At 33.5% G+C, this 25,465-nt stretch carries 16 protein-coding genes and 1 riboswitch; of the genes, 11 read left to right on the forward strand and 5 right to left on the reverse strand.

Annotation, left to right across the window (positions count from 1 at the left end):
* Positions 1-6: 6 nt before the first annotated feature.
* The 5 genes from A9CBEGH2_RS00405 to A9CBEGH2_RS00425 all read right to left on the reverse strand — a co-directional run bounded on the left by A9CBEGH2_RS00405 (position 7) and on the right by A9CBEGH2_RS00425 (position 3,819).
* Complete coding sequence (locus A9CBEGH2_RS00405) at positions 7-306, reverse strand: hypothetical protein (protein WP_118362044.1); 300 nt, start codon at positions 304-306, stop codon at positions 7-9.
* Position 307: 1 nt separating this feature from the next.
* A complete protein-coding gene (locus tag A9CBEGH2_RS00410) occupies positions 308-688 on the reverse strand; it encodes a type II secretion system F family protein (protein WP_163104111.1) in 381 nt (126 codons plus the stop codon).
* On the reverse strand, positions 673-1,344 hold the full coding sequence (locus tag A9CBEGH2_RS00415) for a type II secretion system F family protein (RefSeq protein ID WP_163104112.1): 672 nt from the start codon (positions 1,342-1,344) through the stop codon (positions 673-675). Before A9CBEGH2_RS00415 ends, A9CBEGH2_RS00410 begins: the two co-directional genes overlap by 16 nt.
* A 10-nt stretch (positions 1,345-1,354) precedes the next feature.
* A complete protein-coding gene (locus A9CBEGH2_RS00420; RefSeq protein WP_163104113.1) occupies positions 1,355-2,305 on the reverse strand; it encodes a transglutaminase-like domain-containing protein in 951 nt (316 codons plus the stop codon).
* Between the two features lie 92 nt (positions 2,306-2,397).
* Entirely contained in the window at positions 2,398-3,819 is a 1,422-nt protein-coding gene (locus A9CBEGH2_RS00425; protein WP_163104114.1) for an amidophosphoribosyltransferase, read from the reverse strand.
* Positions 3,820-4,403: 584 nt separating this feature from the next.
* Between A9CBEGH2_RS00425 and A9CBEGH2_RS00430 the strand changes: the two genes are divergently transcribed.
* The 11 genes from A9CBEGH2_RS00430 to A9CBEGH2_RS00480 all read left to right on the forward strand — a co-directional run bounded on the left by A9CBEGH2_RS00430 (position 4,404) and on the right by A9CBEGH2_RS00480 (position 25,428).
* Positions 4,404-5,075 carry an ankyrin repeat domain-containing protein gene (locus A9CBEGH2_RS00430; protein WP_115715580.1) on the forward strand — a complete coding sequence of 224 codons (672 nt, stop codon included), beginning with the start codon at positions 4,404-4,406 and terminating at the stop codon, positions 5,073-5,075.
* Positions 5,076-5,087: 12 nt separating this feature from the next.
* Positions 5,088-7,178: an elongation factor G gene (locus A9CBEGH2_RS00435; protein WP_163104115.1), complete on the forward strand. Its 2,091-nt coding sequence runs from the start codon at positions 5,088-5,090 to the stop codon at positions 7,176-7,178.
* 85 nt (positions 7,179-7,263) lie between these two features.
* Positions 7,264-8,004 (forward strand): P-loop NTPase family protein, encoded by a 741-nt coding sequence (locus A9CBEGH2_RS00440; protein WP_163104116.1) that lies wholly within the window; start codon positions 7,264-7,266, stop codon positions 8,002-8,004.
* Positions 7,973-8,797 carry a hypothetical protein gene (locus A9CBEGH2_RS00445; protein ID WP_163104117.1) on the forward strand — a complete coding sequence of 275 codons (825 nt, stop codon included), beginning with the start codon at positions 7,973-7,975 and terminating at the stop codon, positions 8,795-8,797. The genes A9CBEGH2_RS00440 and A9CBEGH2_RS00445 overlap by 32 nt, the downstream gene beginning before the upstream one ends.
* Positions 8,781-10,142 (forward strand): hypothetical protein, encoded by a 1,362-nt coding sequence (locus A9CBEGH2_RS00450; RefSeq protein WP_163104118.1) that lies wholly within the window; start codon positions 8,781-8,783, stop codon positions 10,140-10,142. The genes A9CBEGH2_RS00445 and A9CBEGH2_RS00450 overlap by 17 nt, the downstream gene beginning before the upstream one ends.
* 136 nt (positions 10,143-10,278) lie before the next feature.
* Positions 10,279-10,368, forward strand: a riboswitch (cyclic di-GMP riboswitch).
* Between the two features lie 78 nt (positions 10,369-10,446).
* Entirely contained in the window at positions 10,447-15,558 is a 5,112-nt protein-coding gene (locus A9CBEGH2_RS00455) for a fibronectin type III domain-containing protein (RefSeq protein ID WP_163104119.1), read from the forward strand.
* Between the two features lie 25 nt (positions 15,559-15,583).
* Positions 15,584-16,438: a hypothetical protein gene (locus A9CBEGH2_RS00460; protein WP_163104120.1), complete on the forward strand. Its 855-nt coding sequence runs from the start codon at positions 15,584-15,586 to the stop codon at positions 16,436-16,438.
* 137 nt (positions 16,439-16,575) lie between these two features.
* Complete coding sequence (locus A9CBEGH2_RS00465; RefSeq protein WP_163104121.1) at positions 16,576-17,328, forward strand: TMEM164 family acyltransferase; 753 nt, start codon at positions 16,576-16,578, stop codon at positions 17,326-17,328.
* 128 nt (positions 17,329-17,456) lie between these two features.
* Positions 17,457-18,002: an NADH peroxidase gene (locus tag A9CBEGH2_RS00470; RefSeq protein ID WP_115715548.1), complete on the forward strand. Its 546-nt coding sequence runs from the start codon at positions 17,457-17,459 to the stop codon at positions 18,000-18,002.
* A 196-nt stretch (positions 18,003-18,198) separates the two neighbouring features.
* Entirely contained in the window at positions 18,199-18,480 is a 282-nt protein-coding gene (locus A9CBEGH2_RS00475; RefSeq protein ID WP_163104122.1) for a hypothetical protein, read from the forward strand.
* Positions 18,481-18,804: 324 nt separating this feature from the next.
* On the forward strand, positions 18,805-25,428 hold the full coding sequence (locus A9CBEGH2_RS00480) for a discoidin domain-containing protein (protein ID WP_163104123.1): 6,624 nt from the start codon (positions 18,805-18,807) through the stop codon (positions 25,426-25,428).
* Positions 25,429-25,465 lie beyond the last annotated feature (37 nt).

Consider the following 25,465-nt stretch of genomic DNA (forward strand, 5'->3'; position numbering starts at 1 on the left):
ATCCCCCTATTTTTTCTCTATCACTGTTACATTAGGCATGATATTGCTTGCGATAGCTTCATATTTTACTTCAAAAAGATTTTGATTATACACAATACCATAATTATCAAGAAGATGATGCAGTGTATCTGGATATCTTCCTTCTAATGCATAGCATTGAAGAATTCCTCTTTTTAAAGCTTTTTCCAAGCTTTCTTTCTGCTGGGATATATTGTTTTTACTTATGGAATAAAAGCCGGCAGATAACAAAGAAAAGAAAAGTACAAACGTAAGAATCATAATACGGTATTTTTTTAATATCTTCATTTTATAAAGTTGCCATGATTCCAATCAATGGCAGCATTACACTTAATAAGATGATTCCTACAAGAATAGATAAAACTGCTACCAGTGTTGGTTCAATAATACTAATAAAACGTGTGATTCCTTCGTTTGTTTCCTGATCATAGCGATCAGCAATTTCTTTCATAATTTGGTCTGTATGACCAGTTTTATTTCCTATTTTTAAAAGTCTAGCATACATTCCTGATACGATGTTTGTCTGAATCAGGGAAGTTGCTAAATCGTGATCTTCTAACATTTTTTCTGCTTCTGTTATCTTTGCCTTTAATTGTTTGTGATCAATGAGTTCTTTTGCCATTTCCATACTTTGTGAAACATCTAAACCACTGCTTAACGCAATCGACATTCCACTTGTAAATTTCGATAGGGCAAGTTTCCATGTAAGATTTTCGTAAAGCGAAGCTTTGTAAGAAAATCATAAAATTTCATTTTACCTTGCTCACTTTTTGTAAAATATACAAAGCAAAGCAGCAGAATAAGAAGAATTCCGATATAAATATAAGAATAGGTAGAAAATGATTTTCCTATATCTAATACAGTTTTAGAAAATCCGCTGATGGATGTTCCCAGCTGTTCAAATACCTGATTAAATATCGGAAGAACTTTTGTGATCAATACAAGGATGACAACAAACATCATCACAATCATGATCAAAGGATAGGAAACAGCACTTTTAATGCTTTCATTGTTTTCGTACTGTCTTTGATAATGGATACTTAGTGATCGCATAACTTCTTCCAGTCTTCCTGAAAGCTCTCCTATTTGAATCATATGCAAAGCATAAGCAGGAAAAGCATTTGTTTGCTGCAAAGATGTATACAAAGTTTCCCCCTGATTTAAAAGTTCTTCAATAGAAGATAAAAATTGTTTTGTTTTGTCATTGTCACTATCTTCCACCATGATACTAATTCCTTCATAAGGAGAAATACCTGCTTGTAAAATAAGTGCCATCTGGGAAGTGAAGTTTGCTAATTCGCTATTGGTTAATAGAGTCTTTTTCATAAAGCACCTCCTAATATACGTATTTTGTTGTGTAATTATTTTTGTCTTTTGTGAATTTTCGCATTTTTTTGCTGTTGTTGCTGTCAGAAATTAATGTAGGATCCATCATTGACCAGTTTTTTCCATCAAATTCAATCAAATCATCGATCCATCCAATATCTTTGATGTAAACACTAAGCCATGCATGATATACAGCTCCTTCTTCCATATTTGCATAGCCAATTTCCATTTTTGCTGGAATGTTTTGACTTCTTAACATGGTAGCCATAAGCGCAGCATAATCAAAACAGATTCCTTTTTGCTCTTGTAAAATGACATCTACATCAGGCAGATATCCAGCCAACTCTCCGTTTTTTGCTTTTTCTGCTTTTTCATCATCATAGTGCAGTGTATTTACTACATATTCATAAACATCTTTGACTGCATCTAAATCATTATTGGCTGATTTTACAATTTCAGAACTTAAAGATACAGCTTTGCTGTCTCTTTGAAAGTTGACATACTGATTTGGGTAAAGGTAGGTCGTATAGTCATTTTTAATATCTAATGTTTCACTTTGAGAAAACAACTGACTGTATTTTGTACCTGAGATATTTTCATAAGCGATAAATGTATATGTTCCATTCCCTCCAGTTAAAGGGAAAACATTATATTCTTTGGTAACATCATATGTATAGTAGTCTTTACTTCCTGGATTTTGTATTCGGATTTTAACTTTTGGATTATCTCCTGTATAAGAAGCCATGACATAACCCTCAGAAGCATTGGATAAATCAAAAGTAATTTTATCGTTTCCAATTTGCTTTTTTTCTTGCCATACAGGTTCTAAGACAACTGGTGTATTATCTCTGCTTCCTTTTGGCTTTTTTTCATCTGTAGAAGGACTGCTTTTTTTATCACAGCCTGCACATAAGCTCAAGGCAAGAAGACAGGAAAAAAAGATGTTGATTTTATGCTTCAAATGCTTCACCTCATTTCCTTTTTTATTATACTAGGAATTGGATAAAAGGGGAAATAAAAAAAGCATTTCAGCGGGGAAATGCTTTCTGTAATTTATTTTTCTTTTCCATCAAAACAATAGGTACAAAGCTTGCATTTTGGAAGTCCAATAGACTCTACCATATCGTCTAAACGATGAAATCTTAAACTTGTAAAGTTAGAACGACGTCTGATTTCTTCACACATTGCCGCATATTTTTCAGAATTTGGATCTGCATATTCCTTTAAAAGCTCTTCACTAATTTCATTTTCTTCCTCTAAATCCGCAATAACACGACGTGTTATCAAGTCCATTTCTGAACTGGAACGAGAAAAGTTCAAATATTTACAGCCAAACATGATTGGTGGACATGCTGGTCGAACATGTACTTCTTTTGCACCACTGTCATATAAAAACTGCGTTGTTTCTCCAAGCTGTGTTCCACGTACAATGGAGTCATCAATAAGTAATAAGCTTTTATCTTCAATTAATTCCTGTACTGGGATTAATTTCATTTTCGCAATCATATTACGCTGCTTCTGGCTTGCCGGCATAAAAGATCTTGGCCAGGTTGGTGTATATTTAATAAAAGGTCTTGAAAATGGAATTTTAGAACTATTGGAATATCCAACAGCATGGGCAATTCCAGAATCAGGAACTCCAGCCACACTGTCGATATGAATATCCTCATTCATATCATGTTTTGCAAGTAAATCACCGCAGCGATTACGCATGCATTCTACATTTACCCCTTCATAAGTAGAAGTAGGGTATCCATAATAAACCCACAGGAAAGAACAGATGTGCATTTCTTCTCCAGGTTTTTTAATGACTTCTACCCATTCTGGGGTAATAAAGTCAATTTCTCCAGGTCCTAAATCACGATAGTGATGATATCCCAGATTTAAGAAAGCACTGCTTTCAAATGTTGCACAGTATCCATCATCTTTTTGTCCGATGATAACAGGAGTTCGTCCTACTTTATCACGAGCAACATAAATACCGCCATTTGTTAAGATCATGATGCTCATAGAACCTTCAATGATATCCTGCACATAGGTTAATCCTTCTACAATGCTTTGCTTGTGATTGATCAAAGCCGCAACCAATTCAGTTGGGTTGATTTCACCACTGCTCATTTCAAGAAAATGCGATGTTCCTTTATTGAAACATAAAGCTTTTAAAGATTCTAAATTGTTGATACGACCTACCGTACTAATGGCAAAAGAACCTAAATGAGAATTTACCAGCAATGGTTGTGCTTCATTATCAGAAATACATCCAATTCCTAAGTTTCCTTCAAATTCTTCAATGTCATGTTCAAATTTTGTTCGAAATGGTGCATTTTGGATATTGTGAATTGCACGATTGAAACCATCTTTCCCATGCACTGCCATACCTGCACGACGTGTTCCTAAATGAGAATGATAATCAACTCCAAAAAACAAATCCAGCACACAATCCTTTCTGGAAGCTACTCCAAAAAAACCACTCATATACTCTTTCTCCTTCTACTGCAAATGGAAAACAAAAACAGAATCAGCAGATATGTTTTCTGTGATTCTTTTGTAATTATATATCCATATAAAGATATGCAGTTTGTCCTGTTCAAAGACATATTTATTGTAACATAAAAATAAGGATACAGAGAATAAAATATAAGATATTTAAAAGTGTTTTTCAGGATTTAGCGGTATATATTTATAAATTTATTCATATAAAGAAGAACAGGGGAGATCAAAAGAGGATGATGTATCCCATATTTGAACGATAAGTATATGTTGTTTTTTAACTTTTTTCTTTTTGAAAAGACTAGAATGAGAATTATTAAAAATATTATGAAATCGCTTGCAAAAAAATAAAAATGAGCTACAATAGTGGTATAAAGAAAGGGGCGATTACGATGGATAGAGTAGGAAAAGTTGTCGGCATTGTGGATATTGTCCCTGATCAGGTGCCTGTTTTACAGACACAGTTTCATTTGGTTTTTAAACGGATGTAAAGTTTTGCTTTGCGTCCGTTTTTTTAACAATAAAAAGATTCATTATAATAGAAAAACATAGCCAAAGGAGGAATTGAAATGGATCAGAGTTTTAACAAAGCATTTTGGGATGCATGTGCAAATGGAGATTTCACAACAGTTTGTACAGAAATTAAAAAAGGTGCAAATATCAATTATCAAAACGGGGATGGAAGAACTGGTTTGATGCGTGCCGCAAAACGTGATTATAAGGATATCGTGCGTGTATTGTTAGATAATGGGGCAGATGTAAATTTAGAAGATAATAAAGGAAGAACAGCCATCATGGGTGCTGCCAAAAAAGGAAATAAAACCATTTGTAAAAAATTACTGGAAGCAGGTGCTGATGTAAATAAAAAAGATGATCGAGGAAGAACGGCATTGATGCGTGCTGCTTTTTTAGGACATGATCGCTGTGTTGCGGTATTGTTAGATGCAGGTGCAGATATCAATGCGCAGGATGAAGTAGGAAGAACTGCGTTAATGGAGGCATGTGTAGCATTTAAAAAAGATGTTATTCGTCATTTGATTGAACGTGGTGCCGATGTTAATCTTTGTGATAATAATGGATGTACAGCATTAATGCGAGCAGCTTATGGCGGTTATGTATCTTTAGTAGAAGATTTACTGGCAAATGGTGCTGATAAAGAGCTGATTGATAAAGAAGGCAATAAAGCGATTCATTATGTACGGGAAGACTGTCTGGCACAGTTAAAACCGATCTTGAAATAGGAGGATTTTCTTATGAGAGATTATTTAAGTCATGAAGTCCGCAACGTTGTTGTTTTAGGACATACTGGTGTAGGAAAAACAGCTTTGATGGAAAGCATGTTATATTATACAAAAGCAAGTGATCGCTTTGGGGTAACAAGTGAAGGAAGTTCTTTAATTGATTATGATGCAGAGGAAATACGTCGTGGATTAAGTGTTTATACATCCATTGTACCGATTGAATGGAAAGACTGTAAGATTAATTTTTTAGATACGCCGGGTTATATTGATTTTATACGTGGTGAAGAAGAGGGAAGTGCAGTTGGTGATAGTGCTTTGATTGTTGTAGATGCAAAAGATGCTACACAGCCAGGAACACAGCGAGCATGGGAAATTGCACAAAAACATAATTTGCCAACAATTTTCTTTGTGAATAAACTTGATGAAGAAAATACGTCTTTTGATACTGCTTATCAAACACTTCGTGATACCTTTGGTAAAAGTGTCATCCCTTTTGAAGTGCCAATTATCGAAAATGGAAAAATCGTAGGTTCTGTAAATATTTTAAGAGATAAAGCGTGGTATTATGAAGGACCACATGCAGATGCAGATAAAGCACGGCCAGTACCTGAGGACATGGTAGATATGGTGAATACTTATAAAAAACAGATTGCAGAAGCTGTTGCCATGGGTGATGATGAATTGATGGAAAAATTCTTCAGTGGGGAAGAATTTAGTGAAGCTGAATTAACACGAGGTGTTCGATTAGGTGTAAGAAATGGAGAAATTCGTCCGGTATATAGTGGCAGTGCTACTCATAGTATCGGAATTGAACGTTTGATGGATTTGATCGTTAAATATTTCCCAACTTATGGAGAAAGCGGCTATATTGAAGTTAAAGATGCAGATACTAATGAAAAAGTTTTATTAGAAACAAATGAAAAAGAAAGTTTATGTGCACAGGTATTTAAAACAATCGTAGATCCTTTTGTTGGACGTATTTCTTATGTAAAGGTTTTATCTGGAGTTTTAAGCAGTGATACAAGCGTTTATAATACAAATAGAGAGAAAACAGAAAAAGTAAGCAGTGTATTTATTGTTAAGGGTAAACATCAAACTGCAGCAGGAAAACTATTTACGGGTGATATTGGGGCTATTGTAAAATTACAGGTTACACAAACAAACGATACTTTATGTGAAAAAGGAAAACAATATCTTGCAGAGCCTATTGTATTCTCTGAGCCAATGCTGGCAATGGCAGTATATCCAAATTCAAAAAATGATGAAGATAAGATGAGCAATGCTTTAGCAAGAATGTGTGAAGAAGATCCAACTCTTCGTTTAGTTAATGATTTGGAAACCAAACAAACGATTTTATATGGTGTAGGGGATCAGCATTTAGATGTTATCCTAAACAAATTAAAATCCAAATATAAAGTAGAAGTACGCTTAGAAACGCCAAGAGTTCCTTATCGTGAAACAATTCGTAAAACGGCCATTGGAGAAGGTAGACATAAAAAACAATCTGGTGGACATGGACAATTTGGTCATGTATTTATTGAATATGCACCAAATCCAGATGTAGAAGAAATGGTATTTGAAGAAAAAGTATTTGGTGGAGCTGTACCAAAACAATACTTCCCAGCAGTAGAAACAGGATTAAGAGAATGTATGCAGCATGGGGTATTGGCAGGATATAAGGTTGTAAATGTTAAAGCAACTTTATTAGATGGAAAATATCATGATGTCGATTCTAGTGAAATGGCATTTAAACTGGCTGCACGCTTATCTTATAAAGCAGGTATGATGGATGCTCATCCAATCTTATTGGAACCAATCGTAGATATTAGCGTACATGTACCAGATGAATTTACAGGAACGATTATTGGAGATTTCAATAAACGTCGCGGAGCTATCATGGGAATGGACTTAATTGATGGTTATCAGGAAATTAAAGCACAGGTACCACTTTCTGAAGTATTGAAATACCCTATTGATTTACGTGCCATGACACAGGGAAGAGGCTCTTATACACAAAAATTTAATCGCTATGATCCGGTTCCTTCTCAATTAGCACAGCCAATCATTGACAGACATAAAGTTGAAATGGAAGAAGAAAAATAGGAAAGCAGGAAGCATCTTTGTTAAAAAGGTGCTTTCTTTTCTATCTGCGTTTAGTATAATAAAAATGATGAAAAGAGGAGAAAGTATGTTAGAGATTAGGGATATAAAAGGGAAATGGAAAAAACAAACAATCGAAAACTGGGAACTATCTATACAAGAAGGTAAATGTGTACAGTTATATGGTGAAAATGTAGAAGTTTTATATCATATGCTTTTACAAAATACCCCTATACAGAAAGGAACAGTTTTCTGGAAAGAAAAGCCGTTCTTTTATCAAAAAGAAAAGATTGCATGGATATGTGAAAATGATACGGCTTTTCCTTATATGAGTGTAAAAAACTACCTTGCTGCACTATGTGATTTTTATGAGGAGTTTAATGAAGCATGGTGTTTAAAGCTAGCAGAACAAAAAGGAATTTTATATCAAAAAATAAAAGATTGCACGAAAGAAGAAAAACAGTATCTATTAGTTCTTTGTGCGCTTGCTAGAAATGCAGAACTTTTAATCAGTGATACAAGCTTTAAAGAATATGAGGATAAGCAGGATTGGAAAGAATTGTTTTCTAAATTGCATCGTACATGTACAGTGCTGCAGATTTCAAAAGAAAAGGAAACTTTCTGGTGGAGAAATGCAGATGTTTACTATCGTACACAATCCATGGGTCTAATAGAAGAAATCGCAGAAGAAAAATCAATAGAAAAAATACTGGAAAAATCCTATCCTGGTTTTGATGCGAAGGAAAATAAGGAAATTCATAAAGTAGAAAAATTGCAGGATTTATGGGGAGGTGAAGATGATGAACAATGGAAACGTCCAGAAGAATAAAGAAGTTCTCTCTTTTTTGATGGCAACACAGCTGCAGCGTCTATGGAAAGGATTCGCTGCTGCGGCAATATTATCGATTGTTCCTTTTCTGCTTCATCCACAATTTACAGAGTATTTGCTTCCTTATGAGATTCAGTTATATTTAAATCCATATTATCGCTATGGAGTATGGCTCATCTTTTTCGGACTAGCTTTCTTTTGCTTACATGATGTGTATTACTGGAGAGCCAATTTTCGTGTACTTACACCTTATCAGCAAATTCCTGTTTCTTCTTTTAAACAATATATCAGCTGGATTTTTAGTGTTACTTGTATTTTTGCACTTTACTTTTTGTGGCAAATTCTTTTGTTTATTGTATTTTATCAAATCACGATGCTAAAACAGCCAGATTTAGCGCTGACTAATGGTTTGTATTTTTCTGCACAAAATGCACTTTTTGCAAAGTTATATATCCCTGTTACTCTTAAAGAAGGGATTTTATGGATGATTCGTATGTTTGTATATGCTTTTCTTACTGTATTTTTTGGAAGTGGCTTACATATGATTCGTAAACATCGAATATTTTCTATCTTGTTTCTAATACTGCTTTTTAGTTATATCGGTATATGGTTTTTTCCCGTAAAAATACTTTATTTCATACCATTTGAGAATTTCACATGGATGACTTATTTTAGCCAAATTTGTTATATTTTCATGTATGGTTGTGAAGGGGTTTTCCTGTTTTGTGCACTTCTTCTAATTTTTAGAGAATATCGAAAGGAAAAGGGAATGCAATATGAAAAAATATCTTAAATATTTATGGATCGTTTGTTTATTGATCGGTGGTTTCTGCGCTGCATTTTTTTGGCTTCAAAAAGATAAAGTAGGACTTACATGGGAAGAATCAGATGCTTCCACAAAAGAAGCTTTTAAAGATATCTCTTTTGGATTTGATATTATGATGGGAAGAAACATGCTAACGGTAGAAGGGAAAAATGAAACTTTACAAGTTTCGTCAAAAAAAGAAGATGAGGAAATAACAAATTGGAGAGACTATAGGATTTCTTTTTATGCACATAAAGATGATGTTAGAAATGTGACAGACAGTGACAAAGTTTCACTGTATGATAGTGATGAAGGGAAAGGAAAAGAAGGAATTACCGATACAATATATGCGTCTTTGCAAATTCATGATTTTTCTGGTGAGAAAGAAAAAACTGTAGAAATAATTAGACAAAAAATAAAGCTAAAAAAAGATATCCGCATTTTCTTTGTTTTAGAAGATGATAGTTATGGAAGAATTGAATCCATCCTTTATGATGAAATGAATCATATTGAAAAAGAATATGCAGATAGTGAATATGAAGATGATATCCTAATACAGGATATTTTAGATACGATACAAGGAGAAGATTCATGGTATTATATATATGGTAAAAAGCAGGTTGAAAGTGCTTATAGCTCCATTCTGAAAAATGGAATCTGGTCAAATCGTGCATCTATTGAGGATGTTAAAATTACACCAACAATTTATCGAGAAGATAAACATGGAAAAATTACAAAATATGTAACACTGGATGAGAAGGAGGAAGCTATCTTTGGATGTGTTGATTCTTCATCTTTGATCTTGCTGATGAGAAAACAAATGCAAAATGAATTTCATTATGAACTTCGCCGATATGATGAAAATGGTACTCTTGTCAATGCGAAAGAAATTCCTATAAATAGAGCACCTTCCTTTATGATTTGCAAAGATAAAGCCTTACTATTGTATGATGGATTAGCATTAGATATTTATGATGCAAAAGATTTTGAATTTCTTAATCAAATAAAAGTAGATGCATCAGCAAGTTTAAGTGAATATACTATGTCTATGGATCATCGTTTTATTTCATATCAAAATAATCGTTTATATATTATTGAAGAAGGCAGTCGATACGATGGAAAACCGCGGATAAAATTATCTTGTTATGACACGAATGGAAATTTTTATACAAAGGATCTTAAAGTAGATTTACCTCCAGAATATCAATATCCAGAGGACTATTTCGAGGGAATAGAAATGTCTGAGTATTCAAATTCCGTTTTTTCTATACGTTTTGATATGTATACAAGAAGCAGTGCAGGGTTATTTGATTTTTGGATAGGGGAACAATAGTGTAAAAGTTCATGTATAAGATTTAAAGAAAAACTATAGAAATATGGTTTTTCTTTTTTTGAGTAAAAGTAATGGTTTTTCTTTTTTTGAGTAAAAGTGTTGCCTTTTTAGATGGAATCATATATAATCCTAACGACAATTAAATTAGCAAACCTGTTGAAAAGCAGAGTACGCAAAGCTAAAGGGCCTTCATCCAATTCATGGGATATGGCAGCCAGTTGCACCAAGGATTCTTTTTTATGCGTACTTTTTTTCATAAGTGCGCTTTTTTTATGTTTAGTAATACTTTGAAAGGAGAAACACAATGCGTAAATTTATAGTAAGTTTGCTTGCGGTATGTTTACTGATGAGTGCATTTGTACAACCAATTGGCAATATGCTTCATGCACAGGAAGTAAATGAAGAAACACAAGGAGAGGCTGTTTCTGCAAGTGGAAAAATAAAAGTAGAAATAATTTCTACGGAAACATTAGAAAAAGAAGAAAATTTTAAACTTCAATTAAGTAAGAATGGTTATGATTCAGAAAAAGCCATTTCATTAAAAGTAAATGAAGATGATAATTTGAATAGTGATGGAAGGGTTGAATTTTCTAATTTAGAAGATGGAAATTACACTTTGACAATTACTTCTGTTACAAATAAATATCAGGAATATAAACAGGATTTTGTTGTAGAGGGATTAGAATATGCCATTCAGCTATATGCTGGAGAGAAAGAAATTGATGAACAGCAGAAAGCTCATCCTGGAGTAATTCGTTATCGTACGTATGGAGATAAAGAGCTGGAAGATATACTACAAGAAATTGAAAAAAGAACGAATATTTCACATTATGATTTAAATAATGATAATGCAGTTGATTTAGTTGATTTACAGTTGTTCTCGACTTCTTATACTGCAAATCCGAAAGAAAATATTTTATCAACAATAGAAACAAGCATTCCTTCTTCTATTGTAAAACCAGAACATGCAGATAATGTAGAAGTTAAAAGCGGTTCTTTAGATCAATTGTTTAGTGAAGAAACACAAGAAAGTGTGCAGCTTGCAACAAAGGAACCAATTAGTGTAGAAAAGCCATTAGAAGTTTCTTTTACTTTAGGTAAAGACGATAAAACCGTTCCATTGGTGGGAGTAACGATTCAGCCAGGTGGCAGTGAAAATCAGATCAGTGGCGGAAGTATTCTTGTAGAAACACAAGATGGTGTGGAAGAAGAATATACAATTATTAGCGCAAAAGACAGAGCGGTTTTCGCAAGAACTGCAAAGACAGCAATTCTAAATGATGATGGTTCTATCAGTGTTGATTTTGGTGGACAGATTGCAGTTAAAAAAGTTACCATTAAAGTAACTTCTACGACTGCTCAAAGTGGAAACCTTGTAGAAATATCGAAAGTTGAATTTGTGAATGATATGGAAAATAAAATTCCTGAACCAGAATTAAATATACCATCTGCTTTACAGGCAAAAGCAGGTAATAAAGAATTTACGCTGAACTGGTCAAAAGAAAGTAACATCACTGGATATGAAGTAAGTGTGCGTACAGAAAGTGGAAAAGAAGATCCGCTTTATAAAACAACGAAAAATAGTATAACAATTTCACAGTACAACAATAACAAATTAAAGAATGGAGAAACGTATAAGGTAAAGGTTCGTTCTGTAAATGGTTCTTGGAAAAGCCCATTTAGTGAGGAAATAAGTGTTGTTCCTGTTACAGATAAAAAACCAGATGCACCTGATAATTTAGTCATAAAAGGTGCTTATAAAACATTGGAATTATCTTGGAAAAATATGGATGATACAGATTCTTATAATGTGTATTATAAGAAAGAAAGTGATGAGTCTTATCAGAAAATCAGTGGAATAACATCCAATTCTTATCAATTAACAAATCTAGAAGATCAAACAACATATCAGGTTTATGTAACAGGAGTAAACGAACTTGGTGAAGGTGAAAAATCATTAACAGCAAAAGCGACTACTAAGAGTCTAAAACCAGCAAATCTTCCTTTATACAAAGAAATAAATGCAAACAAAGGGGAAGGCAATGTAAGTGAACATGTTGTGTCTGCAACACATAGTCATGGGAATATGGTAGGAAGCAAATTAGATAATAGTTCTAAAAAAACTGCTCTAGGTTTATTTGACAATGATTTTTCTTCTTACTTGCAAGTAAATGACTGGGATAATGGAGGAAGTTATCCAGATAACAACAAAGGTGTGACTGTTACATTTGATGATACATATGAAATAGGAATGATTAGTTTTGCAGAAGTTGAGGATGTTGATGGCTGGTGGTACAGTGCATCGGATGTTCGTTACTGGGATGAAAATGGTAAAATTACCTCAGTGAATTCAACGATTACGCAGCTAAAATGTGAAAATGGAAGGTTTTACTATTTGATTAAATTAGAAAAACCTGTTCAAGCAAAGAAAATTAAGGTGGCTTTTGGTCATCCTTATGGAAATCAAAATCGAATCACAGTAGCGGAAATGAAGTTTCATAAGTGGGATTCATTAGAAACAGATATTACAAGCCTTTATGAAGATAATCTGCATTTACAATTAAAAGATACTGTAGATGAAGAAACTTTTACTGCTTTACAGACACGCTTGGATACCAAAGACCATGATGAGTATCACCCAGATAAAGCAATGTTACAGAAAGAATTAAATGCCGCAAAAGCTTTATTTGAAGACTCTGAAAATTTATATAAAGTAACCAATGTAAATACGAATATTACCGCACAGAAAGACAAACATCTTGGTATTACTGGTTTAAATGCATGGCAGCCTTTAGGTGTTAGTGCAAAAGCGGAAGATACAGTTATTATTTATGTTGGAAATGAAGGTAAGAAAAGCGGAGAAAATACAAGCTTACAATTAGTAGCTACACAGCAGCATGCAGAAAGCAGTAATCTTTCTAAGGTAGTTACAACCTTGAAAACGGGACGTAATGAAGTTATAATTCCAAAGCTAACATCTACCGATGTAGAGCGTGGTGGAGCATTGTATGTACAATATACAGGTAATAATCCGAAGGAAAAATTAGCGCTGCGTGTAATGGGTGGTACAGAAATTCCAGTATTGAATTTATATGGAATTACGGATGAAAAACAACGTCAGGAAAAAGTCAATGCATATATGGATGAAATAAAGGCACATGTTGCACAGTTGAAAACTTTGCATCGTAAACAAAAAGGTTTCTCTTTATTCTCTATTTTCCAGCGTTATGATGAAAAGACATCAATTGTGAATACAACAGACATTATGTTAGATCAGATGATGCTTTCTATACCAGCTTCTCAGGTACTTGCGGGAACAAATGGAGATGCAAATAAACTGGCTGTTTCTTTAAATGCAATGGATGATATGATGCTTTTGTTTTACCAGCAAAAAGGATTAACAAATACATTTAGTGAAAAAGATGTAGCGAATAAGTTACATGAGAAAAACTCTTTACCATCACAGCATTTAAATATTCGTTATATGAAAATGTTTGCAGGTGCATTTATGTATGCTGCAGGAAACCATATAGGTGTTGAATGGGATCAGACAACTGGCCTGGTAAACACAAGTGCAGTAACAGCAGATGAACAGGGAAAATGGCAAAGTGGAGAATACTTTGGCTGGGGAATCGCGCATGAAATTGGGCATAATATCAACCAGGGACAGTATGCAGTTGCCGAAGTTACAAACAACTATTTCTCTTTGATCGCACAGGCAAATGATAGAAATGATGGTGTACGTTTTGATTATGATGTTATCTATGATCATGTTACATCCAATGGGACAGGCAGAAGCAGTGATGTATTTACACAGTTAGCTATGTACTGGCAGCTTCATCTGGCATATGATCGTTATTATAACTATAAAATGTTTGATACTTATGGACAAATGTTTGACAATGTATTCTATGCACGAGTAGACAGCTTTGCCAGAGATACTTCCAAAGCACCTGCACCAAATAAGATTGCGTTAACACTAGGAAATAATCCAGATCAAAACTTTATGCGTTTGGCAAGTGCTGCGGCACAAAAAGATTTAAGTGAATTCTTTATGCGCTGGGGATTACTTCCTGATGAAACAACAAAAGCGTATATTGAACAGTTTGAAAAAGAAACTCGTGCTATCTATTATGTAAATGATGAAGCAAGAGCTTATGAGATGGAACATGAAAATGCGGAAAGTTTCTTAAATAAAAATGTAGTATCCGCAAATATAAAAGGACAAGACCGAAATAAAGTAAGCCTTGCATTAGATGTTCACAATGTGGATCAAGAATCATTACTAGGTTATGAAATCACAAGAGTCTTAATGGAAAATGGAAAGTCAAAAGAAGAAGTTGTTGGATTTACTACAGAAGATACATTTGAAGATACGATCAATTCGATTAGTAATCGCAGTGTTTCTTATAAGGTAACTGCAATTGATAAAATGTTGAACCGTTCTGTTTCCTTAACTACAAAAACAATCAAAGTAGAGGGGGATGGAAGTTATACAAAAGAAAACTGGAGCATTGAAACAAATATGACTTCAACACAGGATCAGGAAAATCCAGCAGATCAAAATGATCCATGTGCTCCTGAAAAAGTTTCTGCATCTTATATGATGATGGATGATAAAGCAGATACGGTATATGTTGGTGAAACGAAAGAAACACCATATATTACACTTTCATTAGGTAAAGTAGAAACGCTAAATGCACTTCGTTTTGTAAATGCACAAGATGCAAAAGATGTGAAAGACTATACGATTGAAATAAGTAAGGACAATAAAACATATACAACATTAGAAAATAAAGAAGTTAAAGACGATAATGGTGTTGTGACAATGTATTTCAATAATGGAAACGATCCATGGGTTACAAGTTATGATGCTTCTTATATTCGTATTACATTGAATGGATATCGCAATAAAGAAGTACGTATTGGTGAAATTGATGTATTAGGGCCTACAGGGGATAATGTAGAACTTCATACAGCAAATGGAACCCCTGCAATCGGTATTTTAAGTAAAGATTTTGTATATCAGGAAGAAAGTGCAACACAAAAAGAAATGAAAATACCAGAAGGTTCTATCGTCTTTACAGGAAACTATAAAGGAAATCCAGCATATAATGTCGTTTTACTATATGATGAAAATGGACAGATTATCGGTGGAACTGATACAGAAGGAAATTTAAATGCAGAACAGATTATTTTAGCACCAGATCCAGGAAATGGATTGCTTGGTGAAACTGCAAGTGGAAGCTGGGTATACTGGATTGATGGACAATATGCTGCAAGTTTACCTAATAAAGTACGTGCAGAATTGTATCGTGTAGATAATGCCTTAACAAATGAAGGACAGCGTTTGGTAAGTGATACTTTATTTGTAGAAATTCCAGAAACATTACCTGAAATTGAACTAAATAAATAGAAAAAGAATAGAAAGGAGTGAATGTATGTTAAAAAGAATTGCGAAAGTACTATGCCTGCTTGTTGCTTTTATGCTGCTGTTGTCACAAACAATAGCAGCTAAGCAGACACAGCGAGAAGTTATCCTGGATGTAAATGATAATAAGGTGGATATCTATTTGGATATGAGTAATCTATCCTCTATCACATCTTTACAGCTTAGCTTAAAAGTAACATCAGAAAAAGGTGTTCTTGATACAAAGAATTTTATGTTTGATTTTGAAGATGCTATTGAAAACAAAATACAAAGATGGACATATCAGCCACAGACAGGTATGTTAAATATATATTTAGCAGACAATGAAGTTACGACCCTTTCCTCACAAACAAAACTTCATTTAGGTACGTTAAGCGTAAATGCGTCTAATCTAGAAGATATCTCTGTTTCTGTTTTAGAAGATGGATTACAGCTTGTAAATAAAAGCGGTGAGTTAAATACAGCTGAGAAAGTTGCCTCTTCTTCAATATCTTTAGGCAAAGATGATGCAGAAAACAATGGTGACAATTCACAGAATAATGGAGATACTTCTCAGGGTGGTGAAGATAACACGCAAAACAATGAAGATGAGCAGGGAAATACAGAAGAAGATACTTCTAAAGAAGAAACAGGACAAAAGGAAGAAAATAATTCTTCACTTCCTCAAGGAGAAAATGAAGCAGGCAATGCAGATACCAGTAACAATGTAAATGTGGAATCTTCTAAAAAGGATACAGAAAAAGAGACAATCAAAACTGGACAAACAGCTCCTGTCGTTTTGTATGCAGCAGGAATGTTAGGGGCATTGACATTAGGTGCGATTATCGTTGTTTTAAAAAAGAAACAAGATTTATTACATCGTTAAATAAAAGGCATTTCCTTGAAAAATAGGAAATGCTTTTTTACATTAGCGATTTATTAAAGTTTATTAAATAAATCTAAATAATTCTAAAATACATTGAATTCAATATAGAATCATGTCACAATTAAATCGGTGATAAAATGACTGACTTTTTTACATATTATACAGATATAAAAGATTTGCATATGCCTTTTCAAACGTTTGGCATTTATCATATTTTGTTTTTAGTTCTTACTTTTGGGGTTGTTTTTTTGTTATACAAGTATTACACAGGTATATCTTCTAAAAAACAAAACACGTTTTTAAAGGGACTTGGATGGTATTTTCTAATAGAAGAAAGCATTTATACCTTATGGCTATTGTGGAAGTGCCATGATCATTTAATACTTCAGTTACTGCCTTTAGAATTATGTTCGATTACGGTGTATATCAATGCGTTGGGAATTTTTACAAAGAAAGATTATTTTCGCTATTTTAGCTGTGTCATCGGTTTGTTTGCCGGTGGTATAGCAATGTTATATCCTGCAAATATCGATGGTCTTTATTCTGCATTTTCTTATCGTACGATTAATTTTTACATGCTGCATGGTTCCTTTGTCTTGTTGGCATTGCTGTATTTAAAAGATTTTTCTTTATTTACCAGAAAAGCAATGATAAGAAATATCTTTATCGTATGTTGTATGTTTACATTTGCTTATTTTGTGAATAAAGCATGTGGAACGCAGTACATGTTTGTAGGCAGTCCACCAAGTATTGGGGTTATTCGCAGTATATACGAGATCTCAGGTCCATTTTTTCTACTATGGGTATATGGTGCTATGGTCTTGCTACATGTATTGGAAGTTCCATTACTAAAAAAGTTGCAGAGCAAATTAAACAGCCGTTATGTGTGATTTTTGATACTAATTATGTATTACAGAAAAGATGTAAAATTTTGTGATAAAAAATCGGTCAAAACAATTTCTTTTTAAATTTTAGTAGTGTATAATGAGGATGTAAAAATTAATAGGAGGTAATGAATATGGCTAAATTTGTATGTCAGGTTTGCGGTTATGTTTACGAAGGAGATGCAGCTCCTGCAGAATGTCCACTATGTAAAGCACCTGCTTCTAAGTTCACAAAACAGGAAGAAGGAGAAATGACTTGGGCAGCTGAACACGTTGTTGGTGTTGCACAGGGTGCTCCAGAAGATATCATTAAAGATTTAAGAATGAACTTTGAAGGAGAATGCAGCGAAGTAGGAATGTACTTGGCTATGGCTCGTGTTGCTCATCGTGAAGGATATCCAGAAGTTGGATTATATTATGAAAAAGCTGCTTGGGAAGAAGCAGAACATGCAGCTAAATTTGCTGAATTGTTAGGAGAAGTTGTAACTACTTCAACTAAGAAAAACCTTGAAATGCGTGTAGATGCTGAAAACGGAGCTACAGCTGGTAAATTTGATCTTGCAAAACGTGCAAAAGAACACAATTTAGATGCAATCCATGATACAGTTCATGAAATGGCTCGTGATGAAGCTCGTCATGGTAAAGCATTCAAAGGTTTATTAGATCGTTATTTTAAATAAGAACATAATAATGAAGAAGGCAATGGCGTAAGCTGTTGCTTTTTCTTTTGAAAAAATCTTCAAAGCTTTATAAAGCTTTTGATTATTTTTATAAATAGATAACTTTAACTTTTTATTTATTGTGAATAAAATCTATTGACGCAATCTTTTAATTCCTGTATTATGCGAGTGTTAATAAATTTAGGAGGTTACGTAAATGGATAAGAATGAAATTGAAAAAGGAGTATCTAAAAATCCAAAAATGCATATCTTTTTTTATGTATTATCAATTTTGATGTTGTTTTATTTAGTTTTTACAGCTTATACTAGTTATCAAACATTTATTGATTATTGTAAGTCTTATAATTATCAAGCTAGTGATCAGTGGTTTTTGGGATTTCAATCTATTTTAGCATCAATAATACCATGTCTTGTATATGCATCAACATTATATGGATTAGGATATTTGATACAGAATAAAGGGAAAAGAGAATTATAAATGAATATTAAAGAAGTGTTAGTGTGATATTCTAATCATATTAATGCTTTTTTTTACAATTTGAAAATAACTAAAAAGTGCAAAAAGTATAATAAAAAAAATAAATACTTTTTTCTGATTTTTTTTGTTTAATACTTAATGTAAGGGTTTACTTTTTTGCTCTTGCTAATTTTCTGAATGTTGAATACATTGAAAACGAGTAAAAAAGTAACTTTCTAATGTCTATTTATAGGGCATTTTAAGGGGGAGATGGTGTCGAGAAATTATTATGATTGTCAGATTATTAAAATGAGTAAAATGATTAATCTTGGAAAGGAGAAAGCGATGTTTAAAAAAGTAGTATCTACTGGTTTAAGTGCTATGATGGTATTTGGACTTGTGTGTAATCAATCTACAGTTTTTGTAAATGCACAAGAAAAAGAAGTTTCTAGTGAAGCACTTAATGGTATTAAATCAGTAGAAGTTGATGCAAAAGACAAGAATATTGTATGGGTTACATTTGGAAATGGATATAAAGGAAAATTTACATTCTTAGATAATAATATCTTCCGCTATAATGTAGATCCATCAGGTGAATTTAGCGAATATGCAAAAGTGCGTGGAGGATATCCATCTGAAGGTAAAATTCAACAATACCCGGATACTTCAAAAGAATATAGCCATCCTAATGCAACTGTATCTAATGGAGCTAATGGAAGCTATGAGATAAAAGTAGGCGATGTAGTCGTAACATTCGATAAAGATGCAAAAATGAGCATTAAAGTGAATGGTAAAACTGTTATGGAAGAAAAAGAACCATTACAGGTAGGAAACTCTACTGTTCAAACATTGGTAGAACATTCAGAAACAAATTATAGTGAGAACTTGTCTGAACAATATTTTGGTGGAGGAACTCAAAATGGACGTATCATTCATACAGGTGAATCAATTAACATATCTAATGAAAGTGGTTGGAACGATGGACAAGTTTCTTCACCAAATCCGTTCTATTATACAAATAATGGCTATGGTGTATTGAGAAATACTTGGATGGATGGTACTTATGATTTTGGCGATTCTAATCAAGGTACGGTAACAACAACTCATAAAGAAAATGAATTTGATGCTTATTATTTCTTGTCTGATGGAACTACCGGTACAGAGGTTGCCCAAGATTTATTACAGGGCTATTTTAAGGTAACAGGAAATCCGGTTCTTTTACCAGAATATGGTTTTTATCTAGGGCATCTAAATGCCTATAATCGTGATGCTTGGTCGGATACTGAGGATATTGGTACTGATTGGGAAATCAAAGGAAGTAAATCTCACAAGGAAAGCGGAGAAAAAACTTATGAAGCAGGTGGAACAGGATATGAGATTAAGGCAAATCAAAATGCAGAAACACTGAATGGAACAGGGCCTACTGTTGCAACTGGTCAAGTGCCAAAAGGAGTAAATTATGATAAAAAATGGTCTGCACGAGCTGTTTTAGATGAATATCAGAAATATGATATGCCTTTAGGTTTCTTCTTGCCTAATGATGGATACGGAGCTGGTTATGGCCAAAATGGTTATAATATGACTGGTGGAGTAAATGAAGATGGCTCTAGCTCAGAAGAACGTTTAGCAGCTGTTGCAGCAAACGTAAAAAATCTAGAAGAGTTTAGAAAATATGCAACTGATAAGGGTGTTGCGACAGGGCTTTGGACACAAAGTAATTTAACTCCAGATTCAAATCCTAAAACATATTGGCATACATTACGCGATTTTAATGCAGAGACAAAAGCTGGTGTTACAACACTTAAAACTGATGTAGCATGGGTTGGTTATGGATATTCTTTCCAGTTAAGTGGTGTAAAAAATGCATATGATACAGTAATAGAAAATACAGGAGCTAGACCTAATATTATTTCATTGGATGGATGGGCAGGTTCTCAGCGATATAATTCTGTATGGACAGGGGATCAATCTGGTGGAAAATGGGAATATATTCGTTTCCACATCCCAACATTTATTGGACAGTCTTTAAGTGGAAACCCTAATATTGGTTCTGATATGGATGGAATTTGGGGTGGTGACCCTGTAATTGCAACACGTGATTATCAGTGGAAGAGCTTTGCACCTCAAATGCTAGATATGGATGGCTGGGGATCATATGCAAAAGGTCCTTATGTTCATGGTGATCCTTATACAGGTGTAAGCCGTATGTATTTAAAAATGAAAGGTAAATTAATGCCTTATATTTATACAAATGCATATGCAGCTGCAAATATGAATACAGGCAACAACGATACAGGACTTCCGATGGTACGTGCAATGTTCTTAGAATTCCCTAATGAACCTACTGCATATACAGATTTAGCAAAATATCAATACATGTGGGGAGAAAACTTATTAGTTGCTCCACTATATGAAGATGTACATGCTGATGAAGTTGGAAATGATGTACGTAATGGAATTTATTTACCAGGAGGAAGTAATCAAATCTGGATTGATTACTTTACAGGTAAACAATATAGAGGTGGACAAGTACTAAATAGTTTTGATGCTCCTATTTGGAAACTTCCTTTATTTGTTAAAAATGGTGCTATCATTCCGATGTATGAAGAACATAATTCAGCTTTACCAGGAACTGATGATAGTTTAGATAAATCAAAACGTATCGTTGAATTCTGGCCTGAAGGAGAAACGGATTTTACTTCAATTGAAGATGATGGATATTCCATGACAAATTCAACTTCTAATGAGGAAGGGTATGGTGTAATCGAAGATATTGATTATGGAAACCATGTTAGCACAAGATTTACATCTGTTGTAAAAGATGGAACTGCTACATTAACTGCGGAAAAAGCAAATGGTACATACACAGGATATACTGAAAATAAAAATACAACATTTGTAGTAAATGCTTCTAAAAAACCAGCATCATTAGAAGCTTATAATGGCTCTTCTAAGTTAAAAGAGGTTACAGTTGATTCAAAAGATGCTTTTGATAAAGCAACTGCAAACGATGGAGAATTTGTTGTATTCTATGATGAAAATCCAGCAATTGAAACTTTTGCACCAGCAGAAGAAACAGAAATTGCTGATTTAGTTAAGGATGTAAAAGTTTCTGGAAAATTATATGTAAAATTTGCAAAAACAAATACACAGGAAAATGAACAGAAATTGGTAATCAACGGTTTTGAGAATAAAGGTGATTTAGGACAAGACGTTGTAAATGAAAAATTAAGTGTTCCTGCAAACTTTAAAGCAAATGAAGAGGCTACAACTCCAACAAGTGTTACATTGAATTGGGATAAAGTAAATGATGCTACTTCTTACGAAGTATTAGTTGACGGAACAATCAATGGACAGGAAGTTACATCTGGATTGATTTATTCTGTAGAAAATGGCGAAGAATTTGTTCATACAGGATTAGAATACTTATCAACACATCATTATCGAGTACGTTCTGTAAATAAAGATGGACATTCTGAATGGAGTACAGAAATTTCAGCAAAATCTGCCGATGATCCATTCCGTTTGGCTCCAACACCGCAAAACCTTGATTGGGAAGGTGGATTATATGCGAGTCGTGGACCAGAACTTGCATTTGATGAAATCTTCCAAGAAGGAGATAGTGGATTCCACTCTGATGACACTGCCATTGGGAAAAAATTAACAGTAGATTATGGAAATGCTTATGTTCTTGATAAAGTTGAGTATTATCCTCGTGCAGATGCAGCGAATGGTACGGTTACAAAAATGCGTGTAGAAACAAGTTTAGATGGAAAACATTGGATTCAACATGGAAACAAAGAAGACCAATCAGGAAAATACTATGAATGGGAAAGAAGTGGAGAAGCCAAATTAATTGACTTATCTGATCCAAATATTGCAGATAGTAACTCTATAGGGGCAAGATATATTAGATTTACACCATTGGAATCAGTTGGAGATTTTTTTGCAGCTAGAGAAATCAAAGTTTATACAATTGAAAATGGTGCAGGAAATGTAGATAAACCATTTAGACCAGGAAATCTATCATCACAAGGCACAAGCCAGCCTACACTTGATTTGTTTAAAGCTTCTTATCAGAAAGAATCTTCTGCACATGGATCAATTAAAAATGGAAAATGGATAGCAGAAATTCAGAAACTATATGCAGATATCAACTTTAACAATATTTCCGATATCTATGATTATGCATTCTATGGTTCTCAAGTTGATGGTGGAACACAAAAAACAGGTTCTGTATCAGGATCCATAATTTTAGAACCTAGTGCTATGAAAGTGTCTGCAGGAGAAACATTTACAATTAATGTAACTGCAGTTGATGTGAAAAATCTAAATGCTTATGGAACAATTATTGATTATGATCCAGCTAAAGTAGAGTATGTCAATACATCCTATATTGGTACAGGTGCAATGTATACTACTGGTATGACTGGGGATATTCAGAATTCAGATGGTACAGCATATATTAATCATAATGCACTTAACATGGGCGATCAGCCATTGATTAATGGTTCAAAAGTGTTATCTACGATTACAATGAAGGCAAAAACTGATATTGACTTTACCGCTGAAAACCCTGCAATGGATTTATCTAAAGTTACGTTAGTTGGACCTGATTTAAGTGTAGTAGAAACAGATACTTCAAAAGATCCAGTTATTCCGGATATTCCAACAACAACTACGAAGGAATATGCGCAAAGTGATTTTACAATTACAATGACCAATGATGAGTTGCCAACAGATGATGGTACAAATGTTCAAAAATTAATTCAATCAAATTCTTATGATGGATTATTCAATGATAAAAAAGATCAGACAGCAGGATGTCGTGATTTTGAATTTAAATGGGACATTGATTCAAACTATGATCCGGAAACAGGTCAATTGCCTACTTATGTAACAACAGAAAATTTAAAAATGCATTTTACACCAGTAAAACCTATTCCGATGTCTGAGGTTGTTTTGTATAATGCAAATGAAGCTAATGGATATGTTTTAGGTGTTCAGATAGAAGTTACATATGATGATAATTCAGAACCAGTAGTGATGAGCATTAATGAAAAACATCCTATCTACCGCTTTGAATTAGATAATAGCAAAAATGTAAAAAACATTGATATTCATCCGGTAACAGAGCCTGCTAAGAACTTGACTATTGCTGAAATTGACTTCCTAAATACAGAAGGAAATCCAGCAAAAGGAATTGAGCCATCAAATGATAGTGCAAAAGAAGTTTATGTTGGTTATTTAGGAAATGTTGATGCTGTGATTACACCAGAAGATTGTCCTAACAAATACTTTATGGCAGAAAGTTTAGATCCAGAAATTGCAACAATCGTTACTTTGAGTGACGATAAAGGAAATCCAGTATATAAAGTACGTGGTGTTTCTGAAGGTGTTGCAAAAATTAAATTAACATCTGCTGCAGATGAAAATATTACATGTGTATATGAAGTAAAAGTTATTGCTGGAGTTGATAAGAGCAATTTACAAAAGGCAATTGATTCTTATAAAGATTTAACTAGTGAAATTTATACAGAAGAATCATATGCTAAATTTAAAGAAGCATTTGATAATGCAGTTGCAGTATATAATGATGAAAATGCAACAAGAACTCAGGTAGAACAGGCAATGAATGCTTTAGAAAATGCTGCTAATGAATTAGAGGTTGTATTATCAGAAAAAGAACTTGCAAGTGACATTGTAGGATCTAGTGATGCTTTATATAGCGAATCAAATACACCGGATAAAATGCTTGATGGGGATTTAGGAACGTACTGGGAATCACCATATAGCGGAGAAAATGCAAAACTTCCTCAAGATATTTTAATTGAATTAAATGATATCTATAATCTTGAACAAGTATCTTTCATTTCTCATACTATGCAAAATGGTGGTATTACAGATTATGAGGTTTCTGTAAGCTTAGATGGAAATGAATGGGTAAAAGTGGCTAATGGCACTGTGAATCCAAACGAATATAAGCAAGGAAATAATGTCACTGTTAATGCACGTTTTGCTTCTATTAATGCAAAATATATTAAAGTAACAGTAAAAGGTGCTGTAGGAAGAATTCCAGAAGAAAATAATAAATATGGCAGAATATCAGAAATGAAATTCTATGGTGAAGTATATTCGGTTAATAAAGATGCTTTACAGAGTTTAGTTGATGAATATAGTAAATTAGATGAAACAAAATATACAGAAGAAAGCTGGACTCCATTTAAGGAAGCGTTAGATGAAGCATCTGCATTATTGAAATCTTCTACAGCTAGCCAAACAGATATTGATAACATGGTTGAAAAATTAAAAGAACTGTATGCTAATCTTGTAGTTGATACTAGTGAAATTGATACATTAAAAGAAGAATTGAAAGCTAAACTAGAAGAGGCTAAAGCAATTGATGTTACTGACTATACTGAGGATTCAGTTGAAAAATTACGTAATGCAATGGATAATGCTTCTAAGCTACTAGAAGATGAATATGCTAGTGCAGTTCAGCTTCAAGATGCAATCACTAATTTACAGAAAGCAATTGAACAGTTAGAAAAACAAAGTTCTGTAAATAAAGACGCATTATATGAACTTCTTGAAAAATATGCAGGATATAGAAAATCTGATTATACAGAAGAAAGTTGGATTCCGTTTAAAAATGCATATGATAATGCATCCAAAGTTTATACAGATAAAACAGCTTCGCAGATGGATGTAGATAAAGCTACTGAAACATTAAAAGAATATGCTTCCAAACTTGTAAAAGCTGGAAATAACAACAGTGGATCTGATAATGGAGAAGGTTCAAATACAGGTAATAATGGAAATTCTTCAAATAATGATGAAGTAACCAATAAACCTGATGAAATTAAAACACCTGCAACTGGTGTTGAAAGTTCTCGTAATGCTATTATATTTACGCTTATCGTAAGTGGTGTAGCAATTGATGTTATACGTCGTAAAAAAGAAGCTTAATATTTTATGAGAATGAATATTTTTAGAAGAGGGTGAA

It is taken from the genome of Amedibacterium intestinale (genome assembly GCF_010537335.1).
GTDB lineage: Bacteria > Bacillota_I > Bacilli_A > Erysipelotrichales > Erysipelotrichaceae > Amedibacterium > Amedibacterium intestinale.

Excerpts from the sequence above, each read along its gene's own strand:
- A9CBEGH2_RS00470 (WP_115715548.1), top strand. The coding sequence starts at position 17,457 with ATGGCTAAATTTGTATGTCAGGTTTGCGGTTATGTTTACGAAGGAGAT.
- A9CBEGH2_RS00445 (WP_163104117.1), top strand. The coding sequence starts at position 7,973 with ATGATGAACAATGGAAACGTCCAGAAGAATAAAGAAGTTCTCTCTTTT.
- A9CBEGH2_RS00460 (WP_163104120.1), top strand. The coding sequence starts at position 15,584 with ATGTTAAAAAGAATTGCGAAAGTACTATGCCTGCTTGTTGCTTTTATG.
- A9CBEGH2_RS00430 (WP_115715580.1), top strand. The coding sequence starts at position 4,404 with ATGGATCAGAGTTTTAACAAAGCATTTTGGGATGCATGTGCAAATGGA.
- A9CBEGH2_RS00455 (WP_163104119.1), top strand. The coding sequence starts at position 10,447 with ATGCGTAAATTTATAGTAAGTTTGCTTGCGGTATGTTTACTGATGAGT.
- A9CBEGH2_RS00475 (WP_163104122.1), top strand. The coding sequence starts at position 18,199 with ATGGATAAGAATGAAATTGAAAAAGGAGTATCTAAAAATCCAAAAATG.
- A9CBEGH2_RS00415 (WP_163104112.1), bottom strand. The coding sequence starts at position 1,344 with ATGAAAAAGACTCTATTAACCAATAGCGAATTAGCAAACTTCACTTCC.
- A9CBEGH2_RS00410 (WP_163104111.1), bottom strand. The coding sequence starts at position 688 with ATGTCGATTGCGTTAAGCAGTGGTTTAGATGTTTCACAAAGTATGGAA.
- A9CBEGH2_RS00480 (WP_163104123.1), top strand. The coding sequence starts at position 18,805 with ATGTTTAAAAAAGTAGTATCTACTGGTTTAAGTGCTATGATGGTATTT.
- A9CBEGH2_RS00435 (WP_163104115.1), top strand. The coding sequence starts at position 5,088 with ATGAGAGATTATTTAAGTCATGAAGTCCGCAACGTTGTTGTTTTAGGA.
- A9CBEGH2_RS00450 (WP_163104118.1), top strand. The coding sequence starts at position 8,781 with ATGAAAAAATATCTTAAATATTTATGGATCGTTTGTTTATTGATCGGT.
- A9CBEGH2_RS00405 (WP_118362044.1), bottom strand. The coding sequence starts at position 306 with ATGAAGATATTAAAAAAATACCGTATTATGATTCTTACGTTTGTACTT.
- A9CBEGH2_RS00425 (WP_163104114.1), bottom strand. The coding sequence starts at position 3,819 with ATGAGTGGTTTTTTTGGAGTAGCTTCCAGAAAGGATTGTGTGCTGGAT.
- A9CBEGH2_RS00465 (WP_163104121.1), top strand. The coding sequence starts at position 16,576 with ATGACTGACTTTTTTACATATTATACAGATATAAAAGATTTGCATATG.
- A9CBEGH2_RS00440 (WP_163104116.1), top strand. The coding sequence starts at position 7,264 with ATGTTAGAGATTAGGGATATAAAAGGGAAATGGAAAAAACAAACAATC.